24 protein-coding genes are annotated in these 25,025 nt (G+C 71.3%); 6 read left to right on the plus strand and 18 right to left on the minus strand.

Annotated elements, in window-relative coordinates:
- Positions 1–16 precede the first annotated feature (16 nt).
- A complete protein-coding gene (murJ, locus tag ACIQWR_RS15840) occupies positions 17–1,711 on the minus strand; it encodes a murein biosynthesis integral membrane protein MurJ (RefSeq protein ID WP_404009388.1) in 1,695 nt (564 codons plus the stop codon).
- 419 nt (positions 1,712–2,130) lie between these two features.
- Here murJ and ACIQWR_RS15845 point away from each other — a divergent pair, with 419 nt between their 5' ends.
- Both ACIQWR_RS15845 and ACIQWR_RS15850 read left to right on the plus strand, forming a co-directional pair.
- Complete coding sequence (locus ACIQWR_RS15845; RefSeq protein ID WP_404009097.1) at positions 2,131–3,372, plus strand: Ig-like domain-containing protein; 1,242 nt, start codon at positions 2,131–2,133, stop codon at positions 3,370–3,372.
- A 149-nt stretch (positions 3,373–3,521) separates the two neighbouring features.
- Positions 3,522–5,120, plus strand: coding sequence for a CocE/NonD family hydrolase (locus ACIQWR_RS15850; RefSeq protein WP_404009099.1), 1,599 nt, complete (start codon positions 3,522–3,524; stop codon positions 5,118–5,120).
- A gap of 63 nt (positions 5,121–5,183) precedes the next feature.
- Here ACIQWR_RS15850 and ACIQWR_RS15855 read toward each other — a convergent pair whose 3' ends face one another.
- From ACIQWR_RS15855 to ACIQWR_RS15885, 7 genes are all read right to left on the minus strand, one after another.
- On the minus strand, positions 5,184–6,065 hold the full coding sequence (locus tag ACIQWR_RS15855; RefSeq protein WP_404009101.1) for an amino acid ABC transporter permease: 882 nt from the start codon (positions 6,063–6,065) through the stop codon (positions 5,184–5,186).
- Positions 6,062–6,706: an amino acid ABC transporter permease gene (locus tag ACIQWR_RS15860; RefSeq protein WP_404009104.1), complete on the minus strand. Its 645-nt coding sequence runs from the start codon at positions 6,704–6,706 to the stop codon at positions 6,062–6,064. Before ACIQWR_RS15860 ends, ACIQWR_RS15855 begins: the two co-directional genes overlap by 4 nt.
- Positions 6,707–6,723: 17 nt before the next feature.
- Complete coding sequence (locus ACIQWR_RS15865; RefSeq protein ID WP_404009107.1) at positions 6,724–7,656, minus strand: glutamate ABC transporter substrate-binding protein; 933 nt, start codon at positions 7,654–7,656, stop codon at positions 6,724–6,726.
- Between the two features lie 12 nt (positions 7,657–7,668).
- Complete coding sequence (locus ACIQWR_RS15870) at positions 7,669–8,412, minus strand: amino acid ABC transporter ATP-binding protein (RefSeq protein ID WP_385785447.1); 744 nt, start codon at positions 8,410–8,412, stop codon at positions 7,669–7,671.
- A 162-nt stretch (positions 8,413–8,574) separates the two neighbouring features.
- On the minus strand, positions 8,575–9,015 hold the full coding sequence (locus tag ACIQWR_RS15875; protein WP_404009109.1) for a DUF6278 family protein: 441 nt from the start codon (positions 9,013–9,015) through the stop codon (positions 8,575–8,577).
- A 101-nt stretch (positions 9,016–9,116) separates the two neighbouring features.
- Entirely contained in the window at positions 9,117–9,896 is a 780-nt protein-coding gene (locus ACIQWR_RS15880; protein WP_399260322.1) for an exodeoxyribonuclease III, read from the minus strand.
- 83 nt (positions 9,897–9,979) lie between these two features.
- Positions 9,980–10,612, minus strand: coding sequence for an MBL fold metallo-hydrolase (locus tag ACIQWR_RS15885; protein WP_404009112.1), 633 nt, complete (start codon positions 10,610–10,612; stop codon positions 9,980–9,982).
- Between the two features lie 171 nt (positions 10,613–10,783).
- On the opposite strand from ACIQWR_RS15885, the gene ACIQWR_RS15890 reads away from it, so the two are divergent.
- A complete protein-coding gene (locus ACIQWR_RS15890) occupies positions 10,784–11,413 on the plus strand; it encodes a peptidase inhibitor family I36 protein (RefSeq protein WP_404009115.1) in 630 nt (209 codons plus the stop codon).
- A gap of 20 nt (positions 11,414–11,433) precedes the next feature.
- Here the strand turns inward: ACIQWR_RS15890 and ACIQWR_RS15895 are convergent, their stop codons facing one another.
- From ACIQWR_RS15895 to ACIQWR_RS15915, 5 genes are read right to left on the minus strand one after another with little or no spacing between them, the layout of a single operon-like run.
- Entirely contained in the window at positions 11,434–12,027 is a 594-nt protein-coding gene (locus ACIQWR_RS15895; protein WP_399260326.1) for a hypothetical protein, read from the minus strand.
- A complete protein-coding gene (locus ACIQWR_RS15900) occupies positions 12,024–13,190 on the minus strand; it encodes an ROK family glucokinase (RefSeq protein ID WP_404009118.1) in 1,167 nt (388 codons plus the stop codon). The genes ACIQWR_RS15895 and ACIQWR_RS15900 overlap by 4 nt, the downstream gene beginning before the upstream one ends.
- Positions 13,191–13,205: 15 nt before the next feature.
- The gene (locus ACIQWR_RS15905; protein WP_404009121.1) at positions 13,206–14,033 is read right to left on the minus strand and encodes an ATP-binding cassette domain-containing protein; all 828 of its coding nucleotides are present in this window, start codon (positions 14,031–14,033) and stop codon (positions 13,206–13,208) included.
- Positions 14,030–15,064, minus strand: coding sequence for an ABC transporter permease (locus ACIQWR_RS15910; protein ID WP_404009124.1), 1,035 nt, complete (start codon positions 15,062–15,064; stop codon positions 14,030–14,032). The genes ACIQWR_RS15905 and ACIQWR_RS15910 overlap by 4 nt, the downstream gene beginning before the upstream one ends.
- Positions 15,061–16,071, minus strand: coding sequence for a sugar ABC transporter substrate-binding protein (locus ACIQWR_RS15915; RefSeq protein WP_404009127.1), 1,011 nt, complete (start codon positions 16,069–16,071; stop codon positions 15,061–15,063). Before ACIQWR_RS15915 ends, ACIQWR_RS15910 begins: the two co-directional genes overlap by 4 nt.
- 190 nt (positions 16,072–16,261) lie before the next feature.
- Here ACIQWR_RS15915 and ACIQWR_RS15920 point away from each other — a divergent pair, with 190 nt between their 5' ends.
- A complete protein-coding gene (locus ACIQWR_RS15920; protein ID WP_404009129.1) occupies positions 16,262–17,266 on the plus strand; it encodes a Gfo/Idh/MocA family oxidoreductase in 1,005 nt (334 codons plus the stop codon).
- Between the two features lie 18 nt (positions 17,267–17,284).
- Here ACIQWR_RS15920 and ACIQWR_RS15925 read toward each other — a convergent pair whose 3' ends face one another.
- The 3 genes from ACIQWR_RS15925 to ACIQWR_RS15935 all read right to left on the minus strand — a co-directional run bounded on the left by ACIQWR_RS15925 (position 17,285) and on the right by ACIQWR_RS15935 (position 20,256).
- Entirely contained in the window at positions 17,285–18,481 is a 1,197-nt protein-coding gene (locus tag ACIQWR_RS15925; RefSeq protein ID WP_404009132.1) for a cytochrome P450, read from the minus strand.
- A gap of 108 nt (positions 18,482–18,589) precedes the next feature.
- Positions 18,590–19,522 (minus strand): DMT family transporter, encoded by a 933-nt coding sequence (locus tag ACIQWR_RS15930; RefSeq protein WP_404009134.1) that lies wholly within the window; start codon positions 19,520–19,522, stop codon positions 18,590–18,592.
- Between the two features lie 125 nt (positions 19,523–19,647).
- Complete coding sequence (locus ACIQWR_RS15935; RefSeq protein ID WP_404009137.1) at positions 19,648–20,256, minus strand: dihydrofolate reductase family protein; 609 nt, start codon at positions 20,254–20,256, stop codon at positions 19,648–19,650.
- Positions 20,257–20,458: 202 nt separating this feature from the next.
- On the opposite strand from ACIQWR_RS15935, the gene ACIQWR_RS15940 reads away from it, so the two are divergent.
- Positions 20,459–21,238, plus strand: a complete 780-nt coding sequence (locus tag ACIQWR_RS15940) for an SDR family oxidoreductase (protein WP_404009140.1) — start codon at positions 20,459–20,461, stop codon at positions 21,236–21,238.
- Between the two features lie 153 nt (positions 21,239–21,391).
- Here ACIQWR_RS15940 and alc read toward each other — a convergent pair whose 3' ends face one another.
- Together alc and allB are read right to left on the minus strand one after the other, a co-directional pair.
- Positions 21,392–22,504, minus strand: a complete 1,113-nt coding sequence (gene alc / locus ACIQWR_RS15945; RefSeq protein ID WP_404009390.1) for an allantoicase — start codon at positions 22,502–22,504, stop codon at positions 21,392–21,394.
- A gap of 18 nt (positions 22,505–22,522) precedes the next feature.
- Positions 22,523–23,866, minus strand: a complete 1,344-nt coding sequence (gene allB / locus ACIQWR_RS15950) for an allantoinase AllB (protein WP_404009142.1) — start codon at positions 23,864–23,866, stop codon at positions 22,523–22,525.
- Positions 23,867–24,193: 327 nt separating this feature from the next.
- Between allB and ACIQWR_RS15955 the strand changes: the two genes are divergently transcribed.
- Positions 24,194–25,000 carry an IclR family transcriptional regulator gene (locus ACIQWR_RS15955; RefSeq protein ID WP_404009145.1) on the plus strand — a complete coding sequence of 269 codons (807 nt, stop codon included), beginning with the start codon at positions 24,194–24,196 and terminating at the stop codon, positions 24,998–25,000.
- Positions 25,001–25,025: the final 25 nt, after the last annotated feature.

Here is a 25,025-nt window from a genome sequence, read left to right on the forward strand (position 1 = left end):
GAGCCGGTTATTCACCCTATCGGCCCAGTTTGCGCCGCAAGGAATCCAGCAGGTCGGTGATCTCGGTCAGCCGCAGGGGGCGGGCGAGGAGTACGACGGTCAGGGCGAGGGCCACGGTTCCCGCGGCGAGCGCGGCGAAGGTGCCGAGCCCGTCGGCGGCCCGGGCGGCGGCGTGGCCGGCGGCCCCGGCGGGCAGGCAGGCGACCAGCAGCCGCAGGTGGGTGCGCAGGGCGGTGGTGCGCCGCCGCGCGTCGGCGCCGGTGTCGGCGCCGGTCCGCGGTCCCAGCCGCCGGGCGAGGGCGTACGCCGTCACGCCCGCGCCCGCGAACAGGGCGACGGTGTAGGCGCCGGCCATGCCCGTGACGGCCCAGCGCGGCGGCAGCAGGAAGTAGGCCGCGGCCGCCAGGGAGCCGTTGAGGACCGCGATCACCAGGTTCAGGAAGAACGGGGTGCGGGTGTCGGACAGGGCGTAGAAGCCGCGCGAGAGGACGTACTGCCCGGAGAAGGCGATCAGGCCGGGGGCGAAGGCGATGAGCATGCCCGCCATGACCTCGATGTCGGCGGCGCCGGTGCGCCCGTACTGGAAGACGCTGCCCATGACCCAGGGCGCGAGTGCGGCGAAGAGCACGGCGGCCGGGACGACGAGGGCGGCGCTGGTGCGCAGCGCGTAGGAGACGTCACGGCGCACCCGGCCGAGGTCGCCGTCGGCGGCGGCCGCGCTCATCCGCGGCATCAGGGCGGTGACCAGGGAGACGGTGATGATGCCCTGGGGGACGATCCACAGCTGGTAGGCGTTGCTGTAGGCGGTGTAGCCCGCGCCGCCCGACAGCCCTTCCAGGGCGGCCCGCTGCCCGGTGGTGGTGGACAGCCTGGTGATCACCCAGTAGGCGATCTGGTTGGTCAGGACGAGCATGACCAGCCAGCCCGCGTTGCGCAGGGGGCGGGCGAGACCGCCGCCGCGCCAGTCGAAGCGGGGGCGCCAGCGGAAGCGGGCCGCGCGCAGCGAGGGGACGAGCGCGAGGGCCTGGACGACGATGCCGGCGGTGGTGCCCCAGCCCAGGAGGTGGGTCTGGGCCGGCGTGAGGCCGTCCGCCGCGTCGTGGGAGAGGAAGAGGAAGAGCCCGAAGACGCCGATGATCACCAGGTTGTTGAGGACCGGGGTCCACATCATCGCGCCGAACCGGCCGCGGGCGTTCAGCACCTGCCCGAGCAGGGTGAACAGGCCGTAGAAGAGGATCTGCGGGAGGCAGTAGCGGGCCAGGGCGACGGTGGTGGACGCCTGGGCCCCGTCGTAGCCGGTGTACGCGGAGACGATCAGCGGGGCGCACAGGACCGCGACGGCGGTGAGGACGACGAGCGCCGCGGTGCAGGCGGTCAGCAGCCGGTCCGTGTAGGCGGCGCCGCCGTCCTCGTGCTCCCGCGCGGCGCGGACCAGTTCGGGGACGAAGACCGCGTTGAGCGCGCCGCCGATGAGCAGCATGTAGAGGATGTTGGGCACGGTGTTGGCGACCGCGTAGCCGTCGCCGAGCAGGCCGGTGCCGAGGGCCGCGACGACGACGGCGGAGCGGACGAAGCCGGTGGCGCGCGAGACGATCGAGCCGGCGGCCATGAGGGCGCCGCTGCGCAGCACCGACTGCTTCCCCGGTGCGGCGGACGGCTCGGCGGGCGCGGCGTCCGCGGGGCCGGGCGCCCTGGTGTCGGTGGCCGTCATCGGCGGGCCGGGCACGCACGGCGCCCCTGGTGCGGCGCCGGGTCGGTGCGGCCGTCCATCGGAATCTCCCATGTGCCTGTGGTCGGGGTCGAGGGTGGAGGGTACCCCGCGCACGCCCCGCGGGGCACGGCGAGAAGGGGGTCCTTCGGGCAAGGGACTTGTGGCCCCTTTTCCTGCGCCGGAGGTCCTTTGCCCCGTCCCGCGAGGAGGTGTGGAAGGAAACGGACGCCCTGATACCGGAATTCAAAGCCCCGCACGACCATCGGGGCCGAAGTGTCCGTTCTTCGTGACCGGATGATGACCGTTCCGCTGCGGTGCAGGTCACAACCGAATTACCGATATTTTTCCTGGAATCCGCAACCTAATGTCGTGGTGTTCGCTCTTTGTTTGCGAACGATCATCACTTCGGAGGGGTTTCGTTGAGCCGCACACGCCGTACCGCATCGTCGCGTCGCCAGGTCCCGGGAGCGCGGGGCCGCCGGGCCGCCCTCGCCGCGACCGCACTGCTGGCCGCCGCTGCCCTCACCGCCTGCTCGGGCGGAGCGGGCGGCGGTGACGGCGGTAAGGCCGAGATGAAGAAGAAGGCGGAGATGTCCCTCTCCGTGAACCTGACGGGCGGCCAGGTCAAGGCGGGCGAGCCGGTCAAGGTGACCCTCGCCGAAGGCAAGTTCGCCCAGGTGAAGGTCACGGACGGCAAGGGCGGGGAACTGGCCGGGAAGATATCCGAGGACGGTAGGACCTGGACCTCGGAGCGCAACGCCTCGCCGGGTCAGGACTACAAGGTCGAGGCGCAGAACACCGAGAGCCAGGGCGCGACCACGCAGTTCAAGACGACCGCCGCCGACAAGGTGAACAAGGTCACCATCAACCCGGGCAAGGCCAACGGGGTGGTGGGCATCGCCCAGCCGATATCGATCGTCTTCGACAACCCGGTCAAGAACAAGGCCGAGGTCGAGAAGCAGCTGAAGGTCACCACCTCGGACAACACCGAGGGTTCCTGGGGCTGGTTCAAGGACTACTCGGGCAACGACCGGGTGGACTGGCGCCCCAAGGACTACTGGAAGTCCGGGACCGACGTGAAGGTCGACATGAAGTTGAACGGTGTCGATTCGGGCAGCGGTTACTTCGTGAAGGATTACAACACCGAGTTCAAGATAGGCAAGGACCGCCGGATGAAGGTGGACCTCGACAGCAAGACGATGTCGGTGACGGAGGACGGCCAGGTCGTCAAGAAGATCCCGATCTCGGCCGGCACCCCGGGCGGCCAGAAGGCCTCCTGGTCCGGGAAGATGGTGCTGATGGCCAAGGAGGGCACCATCCGGATGGACTCCCAGACCGTCGGCCTCGGCGACTCCTACGACAAGATGGTCGACAACTCGATGCGGCTGACCTGGTCGGGCATGTACGTGCACGCCGCGCCGTGGAACAACGCCAACTTCGGCAGCGCCAACACCAGCTCCGGCTGCGTGGGGATGAGCGACGCCAACGCCACCGCCTTCTACAAGGAGGCCCAGGTCGGCGACCTGTTCGAGGTCGTGGGCGAAGGCTCCAAGGGCCAGGCCGACATCGGCAACGGCTACGGCGAGTGGAACCTGGACTGGGCCGCCTGGCAGAAGAAGAGCGCGCTGAACGGCGCCGCCGCCGGGGCCCAGAACGGCTGACCCACCGGCACGTCGACCCGCCATCGCACCGGGCGGGTCGACGGTCGGGCGATCGTTACCAGTGCGTAACTTACCGACGGGTTACCTTCGGTAAGTCCCTCCCGCTACCGTCGGGTCACTTTGACACCGGCGCACGCGAGGAGCGATCGATGGCCCGCACCACCACCACCGTGACCGCGGCCGCACTGCTCGTGGCGGCCGCCCTGGGCCTGGCCCCCCAGCAGGCCCAGGCGGCCCCGGCGACCGCCGCGACCAGCTCTTCCGCCACCCCGGCCGGCGCCTCCTCGCAGCTGCGCTTCTTCGACATCCCGGGCTCCGGCGGCATCACCCTCAAGGGCAACGTCTTCTCCCCCGGGGGCGCCCGCCCCGGCCAGAGGTTCCCGCTGATCGTGCTGCCCACCAGCTGGGGCGTGCCGCAGATCGAGTACGTCGCGCAGGCCGAGCAGCTCGCCGACTCCGGCTACGTCGTGGTGAGTTACACCAGCCGCGGCTTCTGGCTCTCGGGCGGCCGGATCGAGGTGGCGGGTCCCCCCGACACCGCCGACGTCTCGGCCGTCATCGACTGGGCGCTGGCCACCACCGCCGCCGATCCCGCCCACATCGGCCTCGGCGGCGTCTCGTACGGCGCGGGCATCAGCCTGCTGGCGGCCGCGCGCGACCCGCGGATCAAGGCCGTGGTCGCGCTCAGCGGCTGGGCCGACATCATCGAGTCCATCTACTCGGGCCGCACCCAGCACGTCCAGGCCGCCGGCCTGCTCGGCGCCGCCGGACACCTCACCGGGCGGCCGGGCCCCGAACTGGACGGGATACTCACCGACTTCCTCGGCTCGAACCTGGAGCGCGAGCCCCGGATGATCGAGTGGGGCAAGCAGCGCTCGGCGTCCGAGAAGGTCGACGCGATCAACGCCAACGGCGCCGCGATCATGTTGGGCAACGCCTGGGGCGACACCATCTTCCCGCCCAACCAGTACGCGGCGTTCTTCGAGCGCCTCACCGGTCCCAAGCGCCTGGAGTTCCGCCCCGGCGACCACGCCACCGCCGAGGGCACCGGCCTGTTGGGGCTGCCCAACGACACCTGGACCAGCGCCCACCGCTGGTTCGACCGCTACCTCAAGGGCGAGGCCAACGGCGTCGACACCGAGGCGCCGGTGCAGCTGAAGTCCCGTAGCGACAACGGGTACGAGGGCTATCCCGACTGGAAGTCGGTGGGCGCGGGCGGCACCGAGAAGCTCGCGCTGGGCGACAGCGAGCACGTCTTCGCGAACGTCGACTCCGGCGCGAACGGTGGCGTCGTGCTGCTCTCCAGCGTGCTGGACCAGTTCGTCAAGGCGCCCCCGGTCGCGTCGATCCCGCTGCTCCCCCGCGCCTTCGCCGCCGTCTGGCAGTCCGGGCGCTACGACGAGGACCGCCGGATCCGGGGCACCGCCCGGCTGCACACCACCGTGACCCCCACCAAGGAGAGCGGCACCTTCGTCGCGTACCTCTACGACGTCGGCCCGCTCGGCCTCGGCAAACTCGTCAGCAACGCCCCGTACACCTTCCACGGCAGGACGCCGGGACGGTCCTTCGGCGTGGACCTGGACCTCTTCTCCACGGCCTACGACGTCCCCCCCGGCCACCGCCTCGCCCTGGTCGTGGACACCGTGGACCCGCTCTACATCGAGCACAACCCCACCGGGGCGCAGCTGACCTTCTCCTCGCCGCGCACCGATCCGTCCTACGTCTCGGTGCCGCTGCGCGAGCAGTGATCCACGGCTGCTGCCGGGCGGGGGTGGCTCCCTCGGGGGTCGCTCAGCGGGCCGGGCCCGGGGCTACCGCCCGTCCTGCGGCAGCATCCCCGCCTCGGCCGGGCCCACCTGGGCGGCCTCGGTCCTGGGGTTGCGCCGCTGGCGCCGGGCCATCCAGGTGGCGAACCAGGACAGCAGCATGCACATCCCGATGTAGATCGGGGAGATGATCATCACGACCGGGATGAAGGGCAGGTCGTAGTCGAGGTTGGAGGCGATCAGCTTGCCCGCGTGCAGGAACTCCTCGTAGGTGATCAGGTAGCCGAGCGAGGTGTCCTTGAGGGCCACCACGAGCTGGCTGATGATGGTCGGCAGCATCGCCCGGACCGCCTGCGGCGCCAGGACGAAGGTCATCACCTGCGTCTTGCGCATCCCCAGGGCGTACGCCGCCTCCCCCTGGCCGCGCTCCACCGCGTTGATGCCCGTACGGAAGACCTCGGCCAGCACCGAGCCGTTGTACAGGGTCAGCCCCGCCACCAGCGCGGGCAGCGGCTGGACCTTCAGCGCCACGAAGATGAAGAAGATCATCACCAGCACCGGCATGGCCCGGAAGAACTCCACGCACAGCGTGGCGGCCCAGCGCACCGGCCGGTGCAGCGAGAGCCGCCCGGTGGCGAGGACCGCGCCGAGGACCAGCGAGAGGACCGACGCGTAGGCGAAGGCCTTGAGGGTGTTCCAGAGTCCCTTGAGCAGCAGCCGCTGGATGCCCTCGTACTCGAAGGGGGTCCACTTGGCGGCGGTGAACTGGTCCGTGTCGAAGAGCAGGTAGAGGATCCAGCCGAACAGGGCCAGGATCACCGCCGTCGAGGCCATTCCGTAGAGGAAGTGGCGGCGCTGGGCGCGCGGGCCGGGGATGTCGTAGAGGGCCGTGGACTCCAGGTCCCCGTGCAGCGCGTGTGCGGTCATCGGGCGACTCCCCAGCGCTTCTCCAGCACGTTGAAGAGCGCGCTGATGGACAGGGTGATGATCAGGTAGCCGACGGCGATCCAGACGAAGGTCCAGATGATGCTGTAGCCCAGCTCGTTCAGCGTCTTGTACGTGCCCAGCAGCTCGGTGACGCTGAAGGCGCCCGCGATCGCCGAGTTCTTGGCCAGGGCGATCAGCGTGGAGCCGACGGGCGGGATGACCGAGCGGAAGGCCTGCGGGAGCACCACCGAGCCCAGCGTCTGGCCGAAGGACATGCCCAGGCTCCGGGCGGCCTCGCCCTGGCCCTTGGGCACGGTGTTGATGCCCGAGCGCAGTGCCTCGCAGATGAACGCGGAGGTGTAGCAGCCGAGCGCCAGGACCGCGAAGAGCTGGAAGGGCAGGACCAGCCCGAAGCGCGGCAGGCCCAGCAGGACGGCGAAGAAGAGCAGGGTGAGGGGGGTGTTGCGCAGCACGGTCACCCAGGCCGTGCCGAGCACCCGCAAGGATCCGATCGGCGCGACCCGGAAGGAGGCCATGACGAAGCCGAGGACCAGGGCGAGCAGGGAGGCGTAGCAGGTCAGCTCGACCGTGCCGAGGAATCCCTTGCCGTAGAGCGAGAAGTTGTCGGTCAGTACGTCCATGTCTTCGCGGACTCCTCTCAGCTCGCGGGGTAGCGGTCGATGGCGGGCGGCGTGGGCGCCGGCACTCCGGACAGGCCGAGGGTGGCGTCGTAGGCCTTGGTCCAGTCGCCGTTCTTCTCCTGCGCGGCGAGGGCGTCGTCGAGGGCGAAGCGCAGCGCGTTGTCGGAGCGCGGTACGCCGATGCCGTAGGGCTCCTTCGAGAAGGGCTTGCCGACGACCTTGAGCTCGTCCGGCACCTTGGCCGCGTAGCCCAGCAGGATCGAGTCGTCGGTGGAGACGGCGTCGACCTGGTAGGTCAGCAGGTTGTCCACGCAGACGGAGTAGGTGTCGTAGGCGACGAGGACCGCCTTGGGGAAGTCCTTCTGGAGCCGCTGGTAGGGGGTGGAGCCCGCCGCCGAGCAGACCTTCTTGCCCGCGAGGTCCGCCGGGCCGTTGATGTCCTTCTCGCCGCGCCGGACCAGCAGGGACTGGCCGGCCATGTAGTAGGGCCCGGCGAAACCGACCTGCTTCTTGCGGTTGTCGTTGATCGTGTAGGTGCCGACGTAGTAGTCGATCTGGCCGTTCTGCAGGGCCGTCTCGCGGTTGGCCGAGGCGATCGTCTTGAACTCGATCGTCTTGGGGTCGAAGCCGAGTGAGGCGGACATCATCTTGGCGATCTCGATGTCGAATCCGGAGTAGCGGCCGCTCGCGGGGTCCTTCTCCCCCATGTACGGCTGGTCCTCCTTGGCCCCGACCACCAGGTGGCCGCGGCGCTTGGCCTTCTCCCAGGTGCGCGAGTCGGGGAGGGTGAAGCCGGTGTCCACCCGGTAGACCGGCAGGTCCTCGGGCTGCGGGCCCTTGACCGGGGGGCTGCCGGACTTCCCGCAGCCGGCCACCGCGCCCAGCAGGGCCAGGGCCAGGGCGAGCGCGCGGGCGTACGCGGGCAGCCCACAGGTGCGTGTCGCGTTCATCGGGACCGCCCCTCAGTGCTTGAGGATCTTGGAGAGGAAGTCCTTGGCCCGCTCGCTCTCGGGGGCGGTGAAGAACTCCTCCGGGGTGCGGTCCTCGATGATCTTCCCGTCGGCCATGAAGACGACCCGGTTCGCGGCGGAGCGGGCGAAGCCCATCTCGTGGGTGACCACGACCATGGTCATCCCCTCGCTGGCGAGCTGCTGCATGACCTCCAGCACCTCGTTGATCATCTCCGGGTCGAGCGCGGAGGTCGGCTCGTCGAAGAGCAGCGCCTTCGGGTTCATGGCCAGGGCGCGGGCGATGGCCACGCGCTGCTGCTGGCCGCCGGAGAGCTGGGCGGGGTATTTGTCCGCCTGGTTGGCCAGGCCGACCCGCTCCAGCAGCTCCCGGGAGCGCTTGTCGGCCTCCTCGCGGCCGCGCTTCCTGACCTTCGTCTGCGCGAGCGAGACGTTGGCGAGGACCGTCTTGTGCGCGAAGAGGTTGAAGGACTGGAAGACCATGCCCACGTCGGCGCGCAGCGCCGCCAGGTCCTTGCCCTCGGCCGGCAGCGGCTTCCCGTCGAGGGTGATGGTGCCCGACTCGATGGTCTCCAGCCGGTTGATCGCGCGACACAGGGTCGACTTCCCGGAGCCGGAGGGGCCGATGACCACCACCACCTCCCCGCGGCCGACGGTGAGGTTGATGTCCTGGAGGACGTGCAGTTGTCCGAAGTGCTTGTTGACGTCCCGCAGCTCGATCAACGGATCGACGGCCATACGCTGCCCTGCCCATGTGTCGGTGTGTCGAGGTCAGCGCAAACTATCCAGCGGTGAAGGCGACTTCACCGCGACACGCTCGACACGCCTAAAAGCGACATAAACGTCACCGGTCGACCCGGGCGCCGACGGTCGCCGGCGCTCGCCCGCGGTCGCTCCCGATCAGCCTTCGGAGGCCTCGGCGTAGATCTGGGACAGCTCGGGCGATCCGGTCATCGCCCAGGACACCCCGGACTCCACCACGTTCAGTTCGCGCCCCGAGGCCATCCGGATCACCGGCTGGCCGTTCGGCCACACCTGCCAACCGCAGCCGGGCAGGGTCTTGATGATCACCGTGCCGAGGTAGAAGCCCGCGTCGTTGCCGAGCCAGGGCGTGGCCTCGGGGTCCCGCCGCCAGCGCGGCATCAGCTGGTCCAGGGCCTCCAACGAGTCCGGGGTGCCGTCGAGTTCGAGGCCGGCGGCCCGGGCCTGGACGCGCAGCATCTCGCACTCCGCGAACATCTCGCCCACGCCCTCGGGATCATCCGCGAGGGCGGCGGCCAGGGCCGCTCCGTGCTCGGTCTCGTGCCGGTTCAGCCAGTGGTCCAGGAACGGGATGTTCATACCGCCCAGCCTGGCACCCGTACCCGCCGGCGGCCACAGGACGCGCCTGGATCGGCGCGATCCGGGCCCGGTGGGCTAAACGCGCCCTCGCGGAGACACCCCTAGACGTCGAGGTCCACGACGACCGGTGCGTGGTCGGACGCGCCCTTGCCCTTGCGCTCCTCGCGGTCGACGTAGGCGTCCTTGACGGCGGCGACGAAGGGGGCGTTCCCGTACACGAGGTCGATTCGCATGCCCTTGTTCTTCGGGAACGCGAGCATCCGGTAGTCCCAGAAGGTGTAGGGGCGGTCGTACTTGAGCGGGCGCGGCATCACGTCGGCGAGCCCGGTCGCGCGCAGCGTCTCCAGGGCGGCCCGCTCGGCGGGGGTGACGTGGGTCATCCCCTCGAAGACGGCCGGGTCCCAGACGTCCTCGTCGGTCGGCGCCACGTTGAAGTCGCCGAGCACCGCGAACGGGCGGGGGCCCGCCGCGTCTTCGGCGACGGCCGCGCCCAGCGCGCGGAACCAGTCCAGCTTGTAGCCGTAGTGGTCGTGCTCCACCTCGCGGCCGTTGGGCACGTAGACCGACCAGACGCGCACTCCCCCGCAGGTCGCGGAGATCGCGCGCGGCTCCGCCACGCCCTCGTAGTCCGGGCCGCCGGGCAGCCCGCTGACGACGTCCTCCAGGCCGACGCGGGAGAGCAGGGCGACGCCGTTCCAGCGCCCGGTGGCGTTGACGGCCGACTCGTAGCCCAGCTCGCGCAGCTCGGCGTGCGGGAACTGCTCGGCGGAGCACTTGGTCTCCTGGATGCACAGCACGTCGGTGCCGCTGGACTCCAGCCAGGCTAGCAGCCGGGGCAGCCGGGCGGTGATCGAGTTGACGTTGAACGTGGCGATACGCATGTCCGTAACCTACCGCCAGGCACCGACAGCCACCGGTCGGCGCCCGGTCCGCCGCCCGGGAGCCGGCGCTCGGAGATCGGCGCTCAGAGGTCGGCGCTGTCCCCCGCGGTGAGCCGGCTGTGCGGGGCGCCGCCGAGCGCGTCGAGGGCGAAATCGTAGATCGGCCGGGCGATGTCGGCGAGGTAGGCGTCGTGGATGTCGATGGCCGTGCGCGGCTTGACCTCGCGGACGTAGTCGATGACCTCGGCGACCTTGTTCCAGGGCGCGTGCACCGGCAGCAGCAGGGTGTCGACGGGAACGCCCGGTACGGTCAGCGCGTCCCCGGGGTGGAAGAGCGCGCCTTCGACGAGGTAGCCGACGTTGGTGACCCGGGGCATGTCCGGGTGGATCTCGGCGTGCAGCTCGCCGTGGACCTGTACGTCGAAGCCGGCGGCCGTGAAGGCGTCGCCGTGGCCGACCGTGTGGACGCGGCCCGGGTAGGCGGGGGCCAGCCGCCCGGCGACGCTGGCGAGGGTCCACAGCTGCGCCCCGGGGTTCGCGTCGAGGGCGGCCCGCAGCCGGCCCTCCTCGAAGTGGTCGGGGTGCTCGTGGGTGACCAGGAGCGCGTCCGCCCCGAGCCCGGCGTCCGGTTCGCTGAAGACGCCCGGATCGATGACGAGCGTGCGCCCGTCCTTCTCGACCTGGACGCAGGAGTGCAGCCGCTTGGTGAGCTTCATGATCCAAGGCTAGCGCCGCGGCGGGCCGTACGGGCGTCCGATCGTTCATCCCTTCGACTCGGACCGGGCGGGGGAAAGGATTCCGCTGGTCCGGGGCGCCGTCGCGGCGGCCAAGATGATCACACGCCGCTTCCGGCCGCTCCCCCACCCCACCCACAGATCGGCACCCCCATGCCCCGTACCGCCCCGCCGCGCCGCGCCCTGCCCGGCCTCGCCGCCGCGCTCGTCCTCACCGCCGCCGCCCTGGTCCCGGCGACCAGTGCCGCCGCCGCGCCCGAGCAGTGCGGGAGCGGGCAGCTCTGCCTGTGGAACGACTACGGGGCCGCGGGCCAGTTCGTGCACAGCGACGGCGTCCAGATCGGCCAGTGCGTCCCCGGCTACGTGACGTGGCCGGACGGGACGACCTCGAACCCGTCCAGCGTCCGCAACAACCTGGACTTCATGGTCATGGCCTTCAACAGTTCCGATTGCTCCGGCACCCCGCAGCGCAGCGTCCGCGCGGGCACCCAGCAGGACCTGAACGCCGGCTCCTGGTCCTTCCGCAGCATCACCTGCCCCGCCGACAAGGTGTGCTTCTACGAGAACGGCGACCTCAGCGGCGAGTTCGTCGAGAAGTCACCGGGCCAGTCCTGCGACAACGCCACCCGGCACGGCAGCTACTCCGTCATCAACCACAGCTCCCGGGCCATCCGCCTGTTCAACAGCGTCTTCTGCCTGGGTGCCTACCAGATCACCGAGGTCCCCGCCGGGGGCATGCTCCTCAACTCCGGCACGAAGATCACGGGCTGGAAGAACATCTAGTGCGGTGAGCGGCCACCGGGCTACGGGGTGGCGGTGGAGACGATGTAGACCTTGGGCTTGGTCGGGACCGTCAGGTCGACGGTGATGTCCTGGCTCGGGCGCGGGTCGTTCTGCTCGTGCGTGGCGCCGTACCAGGCGTTCTTCGGGTTCCAGTTCCAGCCCGCGGCCTCGGTGTCGCGCTCGCCGATCGAGACGCCCCGGGTCAGGCCCTCGCGGCTGGTGCCCATCGAGGTCAGGAACTTGTCGAGCTCGTCCGGGGTGATCGCGAACTGCACGTAGAGCCTGCTGGTGCGCCAGTTGTTGGTCTCCAGGAAGCCGACCCGCCACGCCTTGTCCGGGATCGGCACCTCGTAGATGCTGCGCTGCACCTTGGAGGGCCAGCCCGCGCGCACCTTGGTGGCGCCGACCTTGGCCGCCTTCTCCTTGCCGCTCTGGCGGCTCTGCTGGGCGGCGATCGCGAGGTAGCCGGCGGGTACGCCGATCAGCAGCACGATGATGATCGCGGTGATCCAGCGGCGCCGCACGACGTGCCGCCGGGCCTCGGCGGGCGTGGGGGTGCCACCCTCGTCGGGGGCCGGGGCCTGGCGCGGCAGGGTCGGGGGCGGGGGCGTCACGGCTTCTCTGGTCCTTGTTCCTCGGACCCGGCGGCGGCCCGTCGGCCCGCCTGGGCATAGCGTTCGTAGCGTTCGACCCGGCGGCGGTTTGCACGGCGGAAGCGTCGGGCGACGAGCCGGGAGAGGTCGGCCGCACCGACCATACCCGCCTCGGGGCCGAGCTGGGCCTTCGCGATGCGGGCCTCGGGCCGGTAGCCGCGGCCCGTCAGGTGGCGCCGGAAGGCCTCCCGGGCCGGTCCGATCAGCAGGTCGTCGGCCGCGCTGACCCCGCCGCCGATGACGAAGCACGAGGGGTCGAGGGCGGCGGCCAGGTTGGCGATGCCGACGCCGAGCCACTGGCCGATGTCCTGGAGCAGCTCGACGCACATGGCGTCGCCCTCGCGGGCCAGCTCAGTGATGAGCGGCCCGGTGACCTCGGAGACGTTGCCGCCGACCCGGGCGATCAGGTTGTGGGCGACCGGGGAGTCCGCCGCGGCCAGCTCGCGGGCCTCGCGGACGAGGGCGTTGCCGGAGCTGTACTGCTCCCAGCAGCCGCGGTTGCCGCACGGGCAGCGGTGCCCGCCGGGGACCACCTGCATGTGGCCGAACTCACCGGCCACGCCGAACTTGCCGCGCTTGACCCTGCCGTCCTCCAGGATCGCGCCGCCGATGCCGGTCCCGAGCGTGATCATGACCAGGTGGTCCTCGCCGCGCCCGGCGCCGAAGCGCCACTCCGCCCAGGCGGCGGTGTTGGCATCGTTGTCCACCATGACCGGCACCGCGAGCCGCGACTGGAGCGCGTCGCGCAGCGGCTCGTCGCGCCAGGCCAGGTGCGGGGCGAAGAGCACCCGCGAGCGGTCCGCGTCGACCCAGCCGGCCGCGCCGATGCCCACGGCGTGGACGTCGTGGCGGTCGGAGAGGTCCAGGACCAGCTCGACGATGGTGTCCTCGACGACCTTGGGGCTCTTGGACTTGTCGGGGGTCTCGGTGCGGATCTTCTCCAGGATGACGCCGTCGGCGTCGACGACGCCCGCCATCACCTTGGTGCCGCCGATGTCGATGCCGACGGTGGGGACTCGCGGGGCGGTCAGGTGCGACCGGCGCTCACGGGTTCCGACGGTCCGCAGGACGGTGCCTCGCGCCGAGCCCCGGTGGGCGAGCGCGAAGTCCCGGTACGTGCTCATCGAGTCGTGCCGTCCCTATGGTGCGGTGGTGCCGGAAGGGTCAGTGTGGGGCGGTGTTGCTCCCGATTCTGCCACCCGCTCCAGCTCGTGGCTCAGCTCGTCCAGTTCCGAGCCACCCGCCATCTGCCGGGTGAGCTCGTCCAGGGTGATCGAATCGCGGGTGTGGCTGCCCGCCATCGCGCCCCGCTTGAGGAGCACGAAACGGTCTCCCACCAGGTACGCGTGGTGCGGGTTGTGCGTGATCAGGACCACGCCGAGGCCGGCGTCCCGGGCGGCGGCCACGTACTTGAGCACGACGCCGGACTGCTTGACGCCGAGGGCCGCCGTGGGCTCGTCCAGGACGAGCACCTTCGCGCCGAAGTGGACCGCCCTGGCGATGGCCACGCACTGGCGCTCGCCGCCGGACAGGGTGCCGATCGGCTGGTCGACGTCGCGCAGGTCGATGCCCATGCGCAGCAGCTCGGCGCGGGTGGTCCCGCGCATCAGGTCCACGTCGAGGCGGCGGAAGGGACCACGGCCCTTGGTGGGCTCGGAGCCCAGGAAGAAGTTGCGCCAGACGGGCATCAGGGGGACCACCGCGAGGTCCTGGTAGACCGTGGCGATGCCGTGGTCGAGGGCCGCGCGGGGATTGGCCAGAACCGTCTCCTCGCCCTCGATCTCGAAGCTGCCCGCGTCGTGCCGGTGCAAGCCCGCGATGATCTTGATGAGGGTGGACTTGCCCGCGCCGTTGTCGCCGAGGACACAGGTGATCTCGCCCGCCGAGACCTCCAGGGAGACGCCTTCGAGCGCGCGGATGTTGCCGTAGTACTTGCTGACGCCGGTCAGCTCCACCAGTGCGGTCACTTGCTGGCCTCCGCCCTCTTGCGCACCCAGGCATTGAGCAGCGTGGCCAGCAGGAGCATCGCGCCGAGGAAGAACTTGAACCAGTCCGGGTTCCACTGCGCGTACACGATGCCGTTGCTGGTCATGCCGAAGATGAAGGCGCCGACGGCCGAGCCGATGGCGGAGCCGTAGCCGCCGGTCATCAGACAGCCGCCGATGACGGCCGCGATGATGTACAGGAACTCGTTGCCGACGCCCTCGCCCGACTGGACAACGTCGAACGAGAACAGGATGTGCTGGCCCGAGATCCAGGCGCACAGCGCGACGCCCATGTAGAGCCCGATCCGGGTCTTGACCACCGGTACGCCGACCGCGCGGGCCGCGTCGGCGCCGCCGCCGACCGCGAAGATCCAGTTTCCGGCGCGGGTGCGCAGCAGGATCCAGGTGGCCACCGCGACCAGCACCAGCCACCACAGGATGGTGACCCGCAGGGTGACCGAGCCGATGGTGAGCTGCGAGGCGAACAGCGAGCGGGCGGAGGAGAAGCCCTCCATGTCGGCGATCGTCCTGGTGGAGACCGAGCCGCTGATCAGCTTGGTGAAGCCGAGGTTCAGGCCGGTCAGCATGAGGAAGGTGCCCAGCGTGATGATGAAGCTCGGCAGTTTCGTCCGGGTCAGCATGAACCCGTTGAAGAACCCGATGGCGAGGGTCACCAGCAGCGACACGAGGACGCCGACCCAGACGTTCGCGGTCATCTGGTAGCTGAACATCGAGCTGAACAGGGCCGAGGTGGTGACCATGACTCCGGCCGACAGGTCGAACTCGCCGCCGATCATGAGCAGGGCGACCGGGACCGCCATGATCCCGATGGTGGAGGCCGAGTACAGGATCGTGCTGAGGCTGGAGGCCCGCAGGAAGCTGTCGGCCGCGAAGGAGAAGAAGACGAAGACGGCGGCCGCGCCGACGACCGCGCCCAGCTCGGGCCGGCCGAGCAGCTTGCGCACGACGGACGTGGGGGCGAGCCGCTCGTCGGCGGCGGTGACCGCGCTCATCGGCTGCCCCGCTTGATGAACTCCTCCAGCTTGGCCGCTTCGGCGCCGGTCACGATCTGCGGGCCGGTGAGCACCGGACGGCCGCCGCCGAGGGTGTCGGCGTTGTAGCGGTAGAGCCAGAGCAGGTCGACGGCCTCGTAGCCCTGGAGGTAGGGCTGCTGGTCGACTGCGAAGCCGAGGGCTCCGGACTTCAGGTCGCGGGCGACGGCCTCGTTGAGGTCGAAGGTGTCGACCTCCGCCTTGCTGCCCGCGGCGTCCTTGGCCTTGATCGCGGTGGGTGCGAAGGGCGCGCCGAGGGTGACCACCGCGTCGATCGTGGGGTCGGCCTGGAGCTTCGCCTGGATGGCCGCCTGCACGGACGGCATGTTGGTGCCTTCGACGTACAGGTTCTCCAGGTCGCCGCCGAAGGTCTTCTTCGCGCCGGCGCAGCGCTGCTCGTGGCCGACGTTGCCCTGCTCGTGCAGGACGCAGACGGCCTTCTTCTTGCCGCGCTTGGTCAGCTCGCCGCCGACGGCCTCGCCCGCGATCTCCTCGTCCTGGCCGATGTGGGTGAGGGCGCCGTACTCCTTGGACTGGGCGGAGCCGGAGTTCACCGTGATCACCGGGATGCCGGCCTTGGCGGCCTTGCCGAGGACGTCCTTGAGGGCTTCGGGCTTGGCCAGGCTGACGATGATGCCCTGGACCTTCTGGTCGATGGCGTTCTGCACGAACTGGGCCTGCTGCTGCGCCTGGTCGTCGTGCGCGTAGACGAAGTTGATGTTGTCCTTCGCCGCGGCTTCCTTGGCACCCTTCTGGACGATGTCCCAGAAGGTGTCGCCATCGCCCGCGTGAGTGATCATCGCGAAGGTCCAGCGCGGGGTGGAGACGGCCGGACGGCCCTGTTCGGCGGCCTTCGCCCGCTCCTCGGCGCGCTTGCCGCCCGTACTGCTGCACCCCGCGAGGGAGGCCCCCAGTACCGCCGCGAGCACGGCGCCCACGACGCGTACCCCTGTCCGAACCCTAGCCACGTCTGTCGTGCCCTTCCCTCGTCCTGAACGTCCTGGAATCGTGCGGTCGCCGCGCCGGTCGTGCGGGGCGGTCGTCAATGCGGTCATTCCGGTTCCAGCCGCCCAGTATCCGCCACAGTGGACCATGGGGTCGTCATCGGGGCAGGCCGGGCGGATTGACAGGTGACCCGGAGGGGGTCACGTTGAGTGCATGCGCATCGGGCTCATCGGTACGGGCCGGATCGGTTCCTTCCATGCCGCGTCGCTGGCCCACCAGCCGCAGGCGGGATCGTTGGTGCTCGCCGACGCCGACCCGGGGCGGGCGGCGCTGCTCGCCGCCCGGCTGGGGGCGACCGCCGCGCCCAGTGTCGACCAGATCTTCAGCTGGGGCGTGGACGCGGTGGTGGTGGCGTGCGCGACGCCGGGCCACGCGGAGCTGGTGGTGCGGGCGGCGCGGTCCGGCCTGCCGGTCTTCTGCGAGAAGCCCGTGGCCGCCGACCTGGGCCGCAGCCTGGCGGTGCTGCGCGAGGTGGCCGCCGTGGGCGGGACGCTCCAGGTGGGCTTCATGCGGCGCTTCGACGCGGGGTACGTGACGGCGCGCGAGCTGGTGCGCTCCGGCGCGCTGGGGCGGCTGCACACCGTCCGCACGATGACCGCGGATCCGGCGCCGCCGCCCGCCGCCTATCTGGCCGGCTCCGGCGGCCTGTACCGGGACTGCCTCGTGCACGACTTCGACGTGGTGCGCTGGGTGACCGGGCAGGAGGTGACCGAGGTGTACGCGACGGGCTCGGACGCCGGGCCCCCGCAGTTCCGCGCGACGGGCGACGTGGACACGGCGGCGGCGCTGCTGACCCTGGCCGACGGGACCCTGGTGACCTGTACCGGCAGCCGCTGCAACGGCGCGGGGTACGACGTGCGGATGGAGCTCGCCGGAGAGCTGGACCAGGTCTCGGCCGGGCTGGACGACCGTACGCCGATCGCCTCGACCGAGCCCCAGGGCCCGCCCCCGGCGACCAAGCCGTGGACGGGGTTCCTGGAGCGGTTCGGGCCCGCCTACGAGGCGGAGCTGGCCGCCTTCGTCAGCCTGGTCCGCGGCGAGGGCCCCAATCCGTGCGACGGCCGGGAAGCGCTGGCCGCGCTGCGGATCGCCGAGGCCTGCGAGCTGTCCCGGCGGGAACGCCGCCGGGTCGCCCTCGCCGAGCTGCCGGACCTCTGAGCGGGCGCCCACCCCCGGCTACCAGCTCACCGGGAGCCGGGTGACCCCCCTCATCAGGCTGCCGCCGATCCACACCGGCGGGCCGCCGGCCGGGTCCTCGGCCAGGTCGGGGAATCGTTCCAGCAGCGACCGGACGGCGATCTTGCCCTCCATCCGGGCGAGCGGGGCGCCGATGCAGAAGTGCAGGCCGTGCCCGAAGGCGAGGTGGCCGTGCGGGCCGCGGCGGACGTCGAAGGTGTCCGCGTCGGCGAAGCGGCCCGGATCACGGTCGGCGGAGGCCAGCGAGACCACCACGGTCGCCCCGGCCGGAATGAGCGTGCCGCCGATCTCCAGGTCCTCGCGGGCGTAGCGGTAGGTGGAGTTCTGCACGGGGCCGTCGTAGCGGAGCATCTCCTCCACGGCGCCGTCGATGAGCCCGTCGTAGTCGGCGCGCAGGGCGGCCAGCTGGTCGGGGTGGGCCAGCAGCGCCCGTACACCGTTGGATATGAGGTTGACGGTGGTCTCGTGGCCCGCGACCAGCAGCAGGAAGGCCATCCCGATCAGCTCGTCGGGCGAGAGCGAGTCGCCGTCCTCGTCCCGGGTCCGGATCAGCTCGCTGAGCAGGTCCTCGCCGGGGGCCTTGGCCTTGGCCTCGACCAGTTCGGCGAGGAAGGCGCTGAGCGCGCGGTGCGCGCTGCCGTCCCCGCTGCTGGCGGCGGTGGGCGCGACGATCTCGTTGGACCAGAAGCGGAACCGCTCGCGGTCCATGTCGGGGACACCGAGCAGCTCGCAGATCACGGTCATCGGCAGCGGGAAGGCCAGGGCCGCGATCAGGTCGGCGGTGCGCTCGGGCCGGGCGGCCATCGCGTCGAGGAGTTCGTCGGTGACCTGCTGGACGCGGGGGCGCAGCGCCTCGATGCGGCGGCCGGTGAACGCCCGGGCGACCAGTCGGCGCAGTCGGGTGTGGTGCGGGGGGTCGGATTCCAGCATGTTCGCGTTGGCCGCGGTGACGAGGGCGTCGGAGAACTGGCCGGAAGTGCGCCAGTCCTTCGACAGGGCGGGGTGGTTGAGGGCCTGGCGGGCCTCGTCGTGGCCGACGATCAGCCAGCTGGGTTCGAACTCGTCGGCGTAGACGGTGGCCCGGTGGACCGGTCCCGCCGCGCGGAGTCGGGCGTAGAAGGAATAGGGGTCGGCGGCGAAGTCCGCATCGCTCCCGCTGATGTCCACTACTGGCATCGGTCCACCGTACGACTGCCGTTCACCCGGTGGATGCGGCGTTTTCGGCCACTCGCCGACGGGGTGCCGCGCCGGCTCGGACGTCCGCCGGGGCGGCGCCCGGCCGGCTCAGACGTCCGCCGGGGTGGCGGTGCGACGGCCCCACGCGGTGCCCACCAGGACCAGGGCGGCGCCCACGAAGCCGGCCGCGCCCAGGTGTTCGCCGCCGATGGCGATGCCCGCGGCGGCGGCCCAGAGCGGTTCGGTGCCGAGCAGCAGGCTGACCCGGGACGGAGAGGTGTGGCGCACGGCCCATATCTGCACGAAGAACGCGAACAGCGTGCACAGGACGGCGAGGAAGGCGAGTCCCGCCCACTGACCGGGGCCGAGGTCCGCCGCCGCGGCCCACGGCGTGGCGCCGGTGCCGGGCAGGGCCGCGAGCAGGGCGAAGACCAGGACGGCGGAGCCGAGCTGGACGGTGGTCAGCGAGAGCGAGTCGGCGTCCTGGAGGGCCTTCATCCGGGCCATCAGCAGGACGTGCAGGGTCCGGGCGCAGGCGGCCCCGAGGATGAGCAGGTCGCCGGTGGAGGGTGCGGTGAAGCCCGCGCCCTGGGTGAGCAGGACGACCCCGGTGACGGAGACGGCCGCGGCGCCCAGGAAGGCGGCCGGGGGCCGCACCCGGCGCACGGCGGCCTCGGCGAGCGGGGTGAGGATCATGGTCAGGCTGATGATCAGCCCCGCGTTGGTGGCGGAGGTGTGCACCACCCCGTAGGTCTCCAGCAGGAAGATCCCGCCGACGACCAGTCCCAACAGGGCCGCCCCGCGGACCTGGGCGGACCGCAGGGCGCGCAGCCGCCGGGCGCCGGCGATCACGAGGACGGGCAGCACGAGGAGGAAGCGCAGCACCAGGATCGCGATCACGGTGTGGCTGGTGGTGACGCCCTTGGCGGCGAGGTAGCTGCCGCCCCACACCACGGCGACGAGCAGGACCGGCAGGTCGGCGAGCCAGGCGCGGCGGGGTGCGAGGGCGGGCGCCGGTGCGGCGGCGGCGAGCGTGGACACGGGTCTCCAACGGTCGGCGGGTGGTGGAGACTTCGGTGGCTCGCACGGATGCGGTCACCGTACCGGAGCGCTACCTGTGGGGTACACCCTGTTTCGCCTGGTGAGCGGGTGGCCCGTCCGGCACCTCAGAAGGAGCCGAAGGCGGCCCGACCCGCGGGGCGGTAGGTGAGCACGGCGACCCCGCCGTCGGTGATCCGGGAGGCGGTGAGTTCGCAGGTGGTGGGCGCTCCACCGACCGGGAAGAGGTGCCGCCCGGCCCCCAGGAAGACGGGGTAGACCAGCAGGTTGAGCTCGTCGACGAGGTCGCGGGCGAGCAGCTCCCCGACGAGTTCCGCGCTGCCCCAGATGTGCACCTCGCCGTCGGTGGCCGCCTTGATCCGGGCGATCTCCGCCGCCAGGTCCGGGCCGAGGACGGTGGTGCCCGCCCAGGCCGGGTCCTCGAGGGTGCGGGAGGCCACGTACTTGGGCGCGGAGTTCAGCTTGGCCGCGATGGCGTTGGCGGGGTCGGTCTGCCGGGGCCAGTACCCGGCGAAGATCTCGTACGTCCGGCGCCCGAGCAGGAAGCCGCCGGCGCGGTCGAAGGCCTCGGTGATGAACTCGCCCACCTCCTCGTCCTCGAAGGGCACCTGCCAGCCGCCGTAGGAGAACCCGCCGCTCGGGTCCTCTTCGGGGCCGCCGGGGGCCTGCATCACGCCGTCGAGGGTGAGGAAGGTGATGAGGGTCAGCTTGCTCATGGTTGCTCGTCTCCTTGCGGGGGCCCGTCTCGCGGGGGCTCGTACTGCGGGGTTTCCCTACGTCCCTTCAGACTCCCGGCCGGCGCGGAACTCATCGGTGCGGCGCGCGTGAACGCGAGGTCCGATTCCTGCCAGCGCGGGCATCGCCCCACCGGTTTCATTGAACCCGCAACCACTTATGGCCCACCTGCGGAGGAACCCGATGAACGCGACCGTGAACGCGAATGGCAACGGCACCACCGGCAACGGCCTGACGGGCCGGGTCGCCCTGGTCACGGGCGGCAGCCGGGGCATCGGCGCGGCGACCGCGCTGCGCCTGGCCGCCGACGGCGCGGACGTGGCGATCACCTACGTCAACGACGCGGCGGCGGCGGAGGCGGTCGTCCACAAGATCGAGGCGTACGGACGGCGCGGCCTGGCCGTGCGCTCGGACGCGGGCGACCCGGCCGCCGCCGCGGGCGCGGTGGAGCACACCGTCCGCGAGCTGGGACGCATCGACGTCCTGGTCAACAACGCGGGCGTGGGGGTGCTCGGACCGCTGGAGACCCTCACGGTGGCCGATGCGGACAAGGTCCTCGCGGTCAATGTGCGCGGGCCGTTCCTGGCGGCCCAGGCGGCCGCGGCCCGGCTGGACCGGGGCGGCCGGATCATCACCATCGGCAGCTGCATGACCCAGCGCGTCCCGGGGCCGGGCGGTTCGCTCTACGCGGCGAGCAAGGCGGCGCTGATCGGGCTGACCAAGGCCCTGGCCCGGGAACTGGGCGAGCGCGGCATCACGGCGAACGTGGTGCACCCGGGTCCGGTGGACACCGACATGAACCCGGCCGACGGGCCGTACGCCGCCGGGCAGAGCGCGATGACGGCCCTCGGGCGCTTCGCCGCCCCGGACGAGGTGGCGGCGATGGTCTCCTTCCTCGCCGGGCCGGACGCGGCCTACGTCACGGGCGCCGAGTTCTCGGTGGACGGCGGCCACGCGGCGTGACGGCGACGGCATGACGGCTACGGCGCAACGGCTACGCGTACGGAGCCCGCGCAGCCGGCGTCGTCGAGCACGCCGGAGCACGCCCGGGCACGCCGGTGGGGCGTACCGGTCACCTGGTGACCGGTACGCCCCACCGGGCCGTTCAGCGCGGGATCAGCCGCCCAGCTCCTGGTGACGGGCGGTCAGGGCGGTCGCGCCCTGCTCCGTCAGCGAGCCGAACAGGCGCAGGCGGGAGAAGCCGCCGTCCGGGAAGATGTCGATGCGGACGTGGCTGCCGACCGCCGGGGCGTCCAGCACGAACCGGTGGTTCGTGTCGGGCTGCAGGCGGGTGCGCGGCAGGAACTCCTGCCACTCGCCCTCCTCGCCGGACTTGATGGAGAGCGAGGCCCAGCCGGCCGAGTTGCCCTTGAGGTAGGCGGTGTCGATCTCGACCGCGCGGATCTCGGACTCGGCGACGAGCTGGTAGCGGATCCAGTCGTTGCCGTTGTCACGGCGACGGGCGGTCTCCCAGCCGTCGTCCATCTTGCGGGAGCGGCCCGGGGCGATGGTGTTGGTCGGCGGGGAGTAGAAGCGGTTGGACGCGTCCTGCACCGAACCGCCGTTCTCCAGCGCGACCACGTCGAAGGAGCCGAGCGCGGCGAGCCACTGCGGGTCCGGGACGACCTCGCCGTAGACGCGCAGGCGGGCCACGCCGCCGTCGGGGTGCTGGTTGAGGCGCAGGTGCGTGAAGCGCTGCTCGGCGGTGACCTCGAAGCCGTTGGCCGCGTGGCCGCCGACGGCGGTGCGCGGTACGAGGGTCGTCCACTTCACGTCGTCGCCGAGGAGCTCCTCGGGGGTCGGGGCGCCCGCCACCGAGGTGCCCTCGACGGAGACCGCCTGCGGCATGTTGCCGCGGAAGTGCGCGGTGTCGACGACGATGCCGCGGATCACGCCGGGGGCACCGAGGCGGATCAGCGCGAAGTCGTGGTCCTCGGGGGTCGGCCAGGGCTGCTCGGCGGAGATGCCGCGGCGGCGGCGGGTCTCCCAGCCGTCCATGACCTTGCCCTTGTGGCCGAAGTGCTCGGGGTCGAAGTGGGCGGCCTCTTCGATGAGCAGGTTCTCGCGCTCGGCGAAGAACTCGTCGTTGGCGAAGGTGACACCGGCGCCCAGGGTGCGGGCGGCGAGGTTCGCGTACTGGGTGAACGGGAAGTCCGCGGTGCGGTAGTCCGCGTACGGGTCGCCGCCGCCGTACGGGTTCGCGTTACCGGTGAAGGAGGCCAAGGGAATCGAACGCTGTGCCACTGGTCAGTTCTGCCTTTCGAGGAGTCGGCCGGTCGGTTCGTTCGGGGTGCCGTGGTCGGCGATCTGCGTACCGCGCAGCCAGGTGGACTTCACGACGCCGTGCAGGGTCTTGCCCGCGTACGCCGTGACCCGGTTGCGGTGGTGCAGGTGGGCCGGATCCACGGTGAAGGTCTCTTCGGGGGCCAGGACGGCGAAGTCGGCGTCGCGGCCGGCCTCGATCGCGCCCTTGTCCGGGAGGCCCGCCAGCTTCGCCGGGGCGGCGGACATCCAGCGGACGACGTCCTCCAGGGAGTGCCCGCGCTCGCGCGCCGCGGTCCAGATCGCCGGGAGGCCCAGCTGGAGGGAGGAGATGCCGCCCCACGCGGTGGCGAAGTCGTTCGTCTTCAGGTCCGCCGTGGAGGGCGAGTGGTCGGAGACGATGCAGTCGATGGTGCCGTCGGCGAGCGCCTCCCACAGGAGGTCCTGGTTCGCGGCCTCGCGGATGGGCGGGCAGCACTTGAACTCGCTCGCGCCGTCCGGCACTTCCTCGGCCGTGAGGGTGAGGTAGTGCGGGCAGGACTCGACGGTGATCCGCACGCCCTCGGCCTTGGCGGCGGCGATCAGCGGCAGCGCGTCGGAGGAGGACAGGTGCAGCACGTGGACCCGCGCGTCCAGCCGCGTGGCCTGGGCGATCAGGTTCTGGATCGCGGTGTTCTCGGAGTCCCGCGGGCGGGAGGCGAGGAAGTCGGCGTACTTGGGGCCCGGCACCTGCGGCGCGGACTCCAGGTGGTGCGGGTCCTCGGCGTGCACGATCATCAGGCCGCCGAAGCCGCTGATCTCGGCGAGGGAGGTGGCCAGCTGCTCCTGGTCGAGCTCGGGGAACTCGTCCACGCCGGAGGGCGACAGGAAGCACTTGAAGCCGTAGACCCCGGCGTCGTGCAGCGGGCGCAGGTCCTTGACGTTGTCGGGCAGCGCGCCGCCCCAGAAGCCGATGTCCACGTGCGCCTTGGCCCGGGCGACCTCCTGCTTGACGCGCAGGTTGTCGACCGAGGTGGTCGGCGGGAGCGAGTTGAGCGGCATGTCCAGGATGGTGGTGATGCCACCGGCCGCGGCGGCGCGGGTGGCCGTCCAGAAGCCTTCCCACTCCGTGCGGCCCGGGTCGTTCACATGGACGTGGGTGTCGACCAGGCCGGGGAGCAGGACGTCGTCCCCGAAGTCCTCCAGCCGGGCGCCGGCCGGCACCTCGGCCTCGTACGGCAGTACGGCCGTGATCTTCCCGGCGGCGACGGCGACCGAGGCGGCACGCGTCCCCTCGGGGGTGATGACTCGCGTCGAGCGCAGTACCAGTTCCACGACGTCGGCGGACACCGGAACCTCCCCATCTACTTCCACAGAGCGAAATTCAACGTTCTGTTGACGGAGTCTTCACGCCGATGCGGGGCCAGTCAAGAGCCCCCGGACGGACCACTGACACACCTCCATCGCAATTGGATGTTTCCACAGGATGGAATTAAGATTTCGCTCTACAGAATGTAGCTACCACCACCGGGGCTCCGGCGGAGGTCTCCGCAAGGTTGTCCGGCACCCGGACAAACCACCTCTGACCGGCAGGGACGGCCTGGCCCCGGCACTAGGGCCGGTGTCGACCGCCGGGTAGGCTGCTGCCTTGCCTGCCAGCACCGAAAGGACCGCGCCGTGCCGACGTCCAGCGCCAGCACCACCGACGCTTCCGCCAAGAGCCCTGCCGCCAGCGGTGGCGTCCAGTCCCTTGAGCGCGCCTTTGATCTGCTCGAACGCATGGCCGACGCCGGGGGCGAGGTCGGCCTGAGCGAGCTGTCCGCCGCCAGCGGTCTGCCGCTGCCCACCATCCATCGCCTCATGCGCACCCTCGTGGCGTGCGGCTACGTCCGGCAGCAGCCCAACCGACGGTACTCCCTCGGTCCCCGCCTGATCCGCCTGGGCGAGTCGGCCTCGCGCCTGCTGGGCACCTGGGCCCGCCCGTACCTGGCCCGTCTGGTCGAGGAGACCGGCGAGACGGCGAACATGGCCCTGCTCGACGGGGACGAGATCGTCTACGTCGCCCAGGTGCCCTCGAAGCACTCCATGCGCATGTTCACCGAGGTCGGCCGCCGGGTGCTGCCGCACTCCACCGGCGTGGGCAAGGCGCTGCTCGCCTACACCCCCGCCGACGAGGTACGGGCCCTGCTGGCCCGCACCGGCATGCCGGCCGCGACCGAGAAGACCATCACCACCCCCGAGGGCTTCCTCGCGGCGCTGGAGCAGGTCCGCGAGGTCGGTTACGCCGTCGACGACAACGAGCAGGAGATAGGGGTCCGCTGCCTCGCCGTCTCGGTGCCCAACTCGCCGACGGCCGCCGCGATCTCCATCTCGGGCCCGGCCGGCCGGGTCACCGAGGCCCTGACCGACTCGATCGTGCCGATCCTCCAGGGGATCGCGGCCGAGCTGTCGGTGGCGCTCGCCACGCAGAACCCGACGCAGTAGGTCCCGCCACGAACGATGGCCCCGG

This window comes from Streptomyces sp. NPDC098789, from assembly GCF_044759975.1.
Taxonomy (GTDB): Bacteria; Actinomycetota; Actinomycetes; order Streptomycetales; family Streptomycetaceae; genus Streptomyces.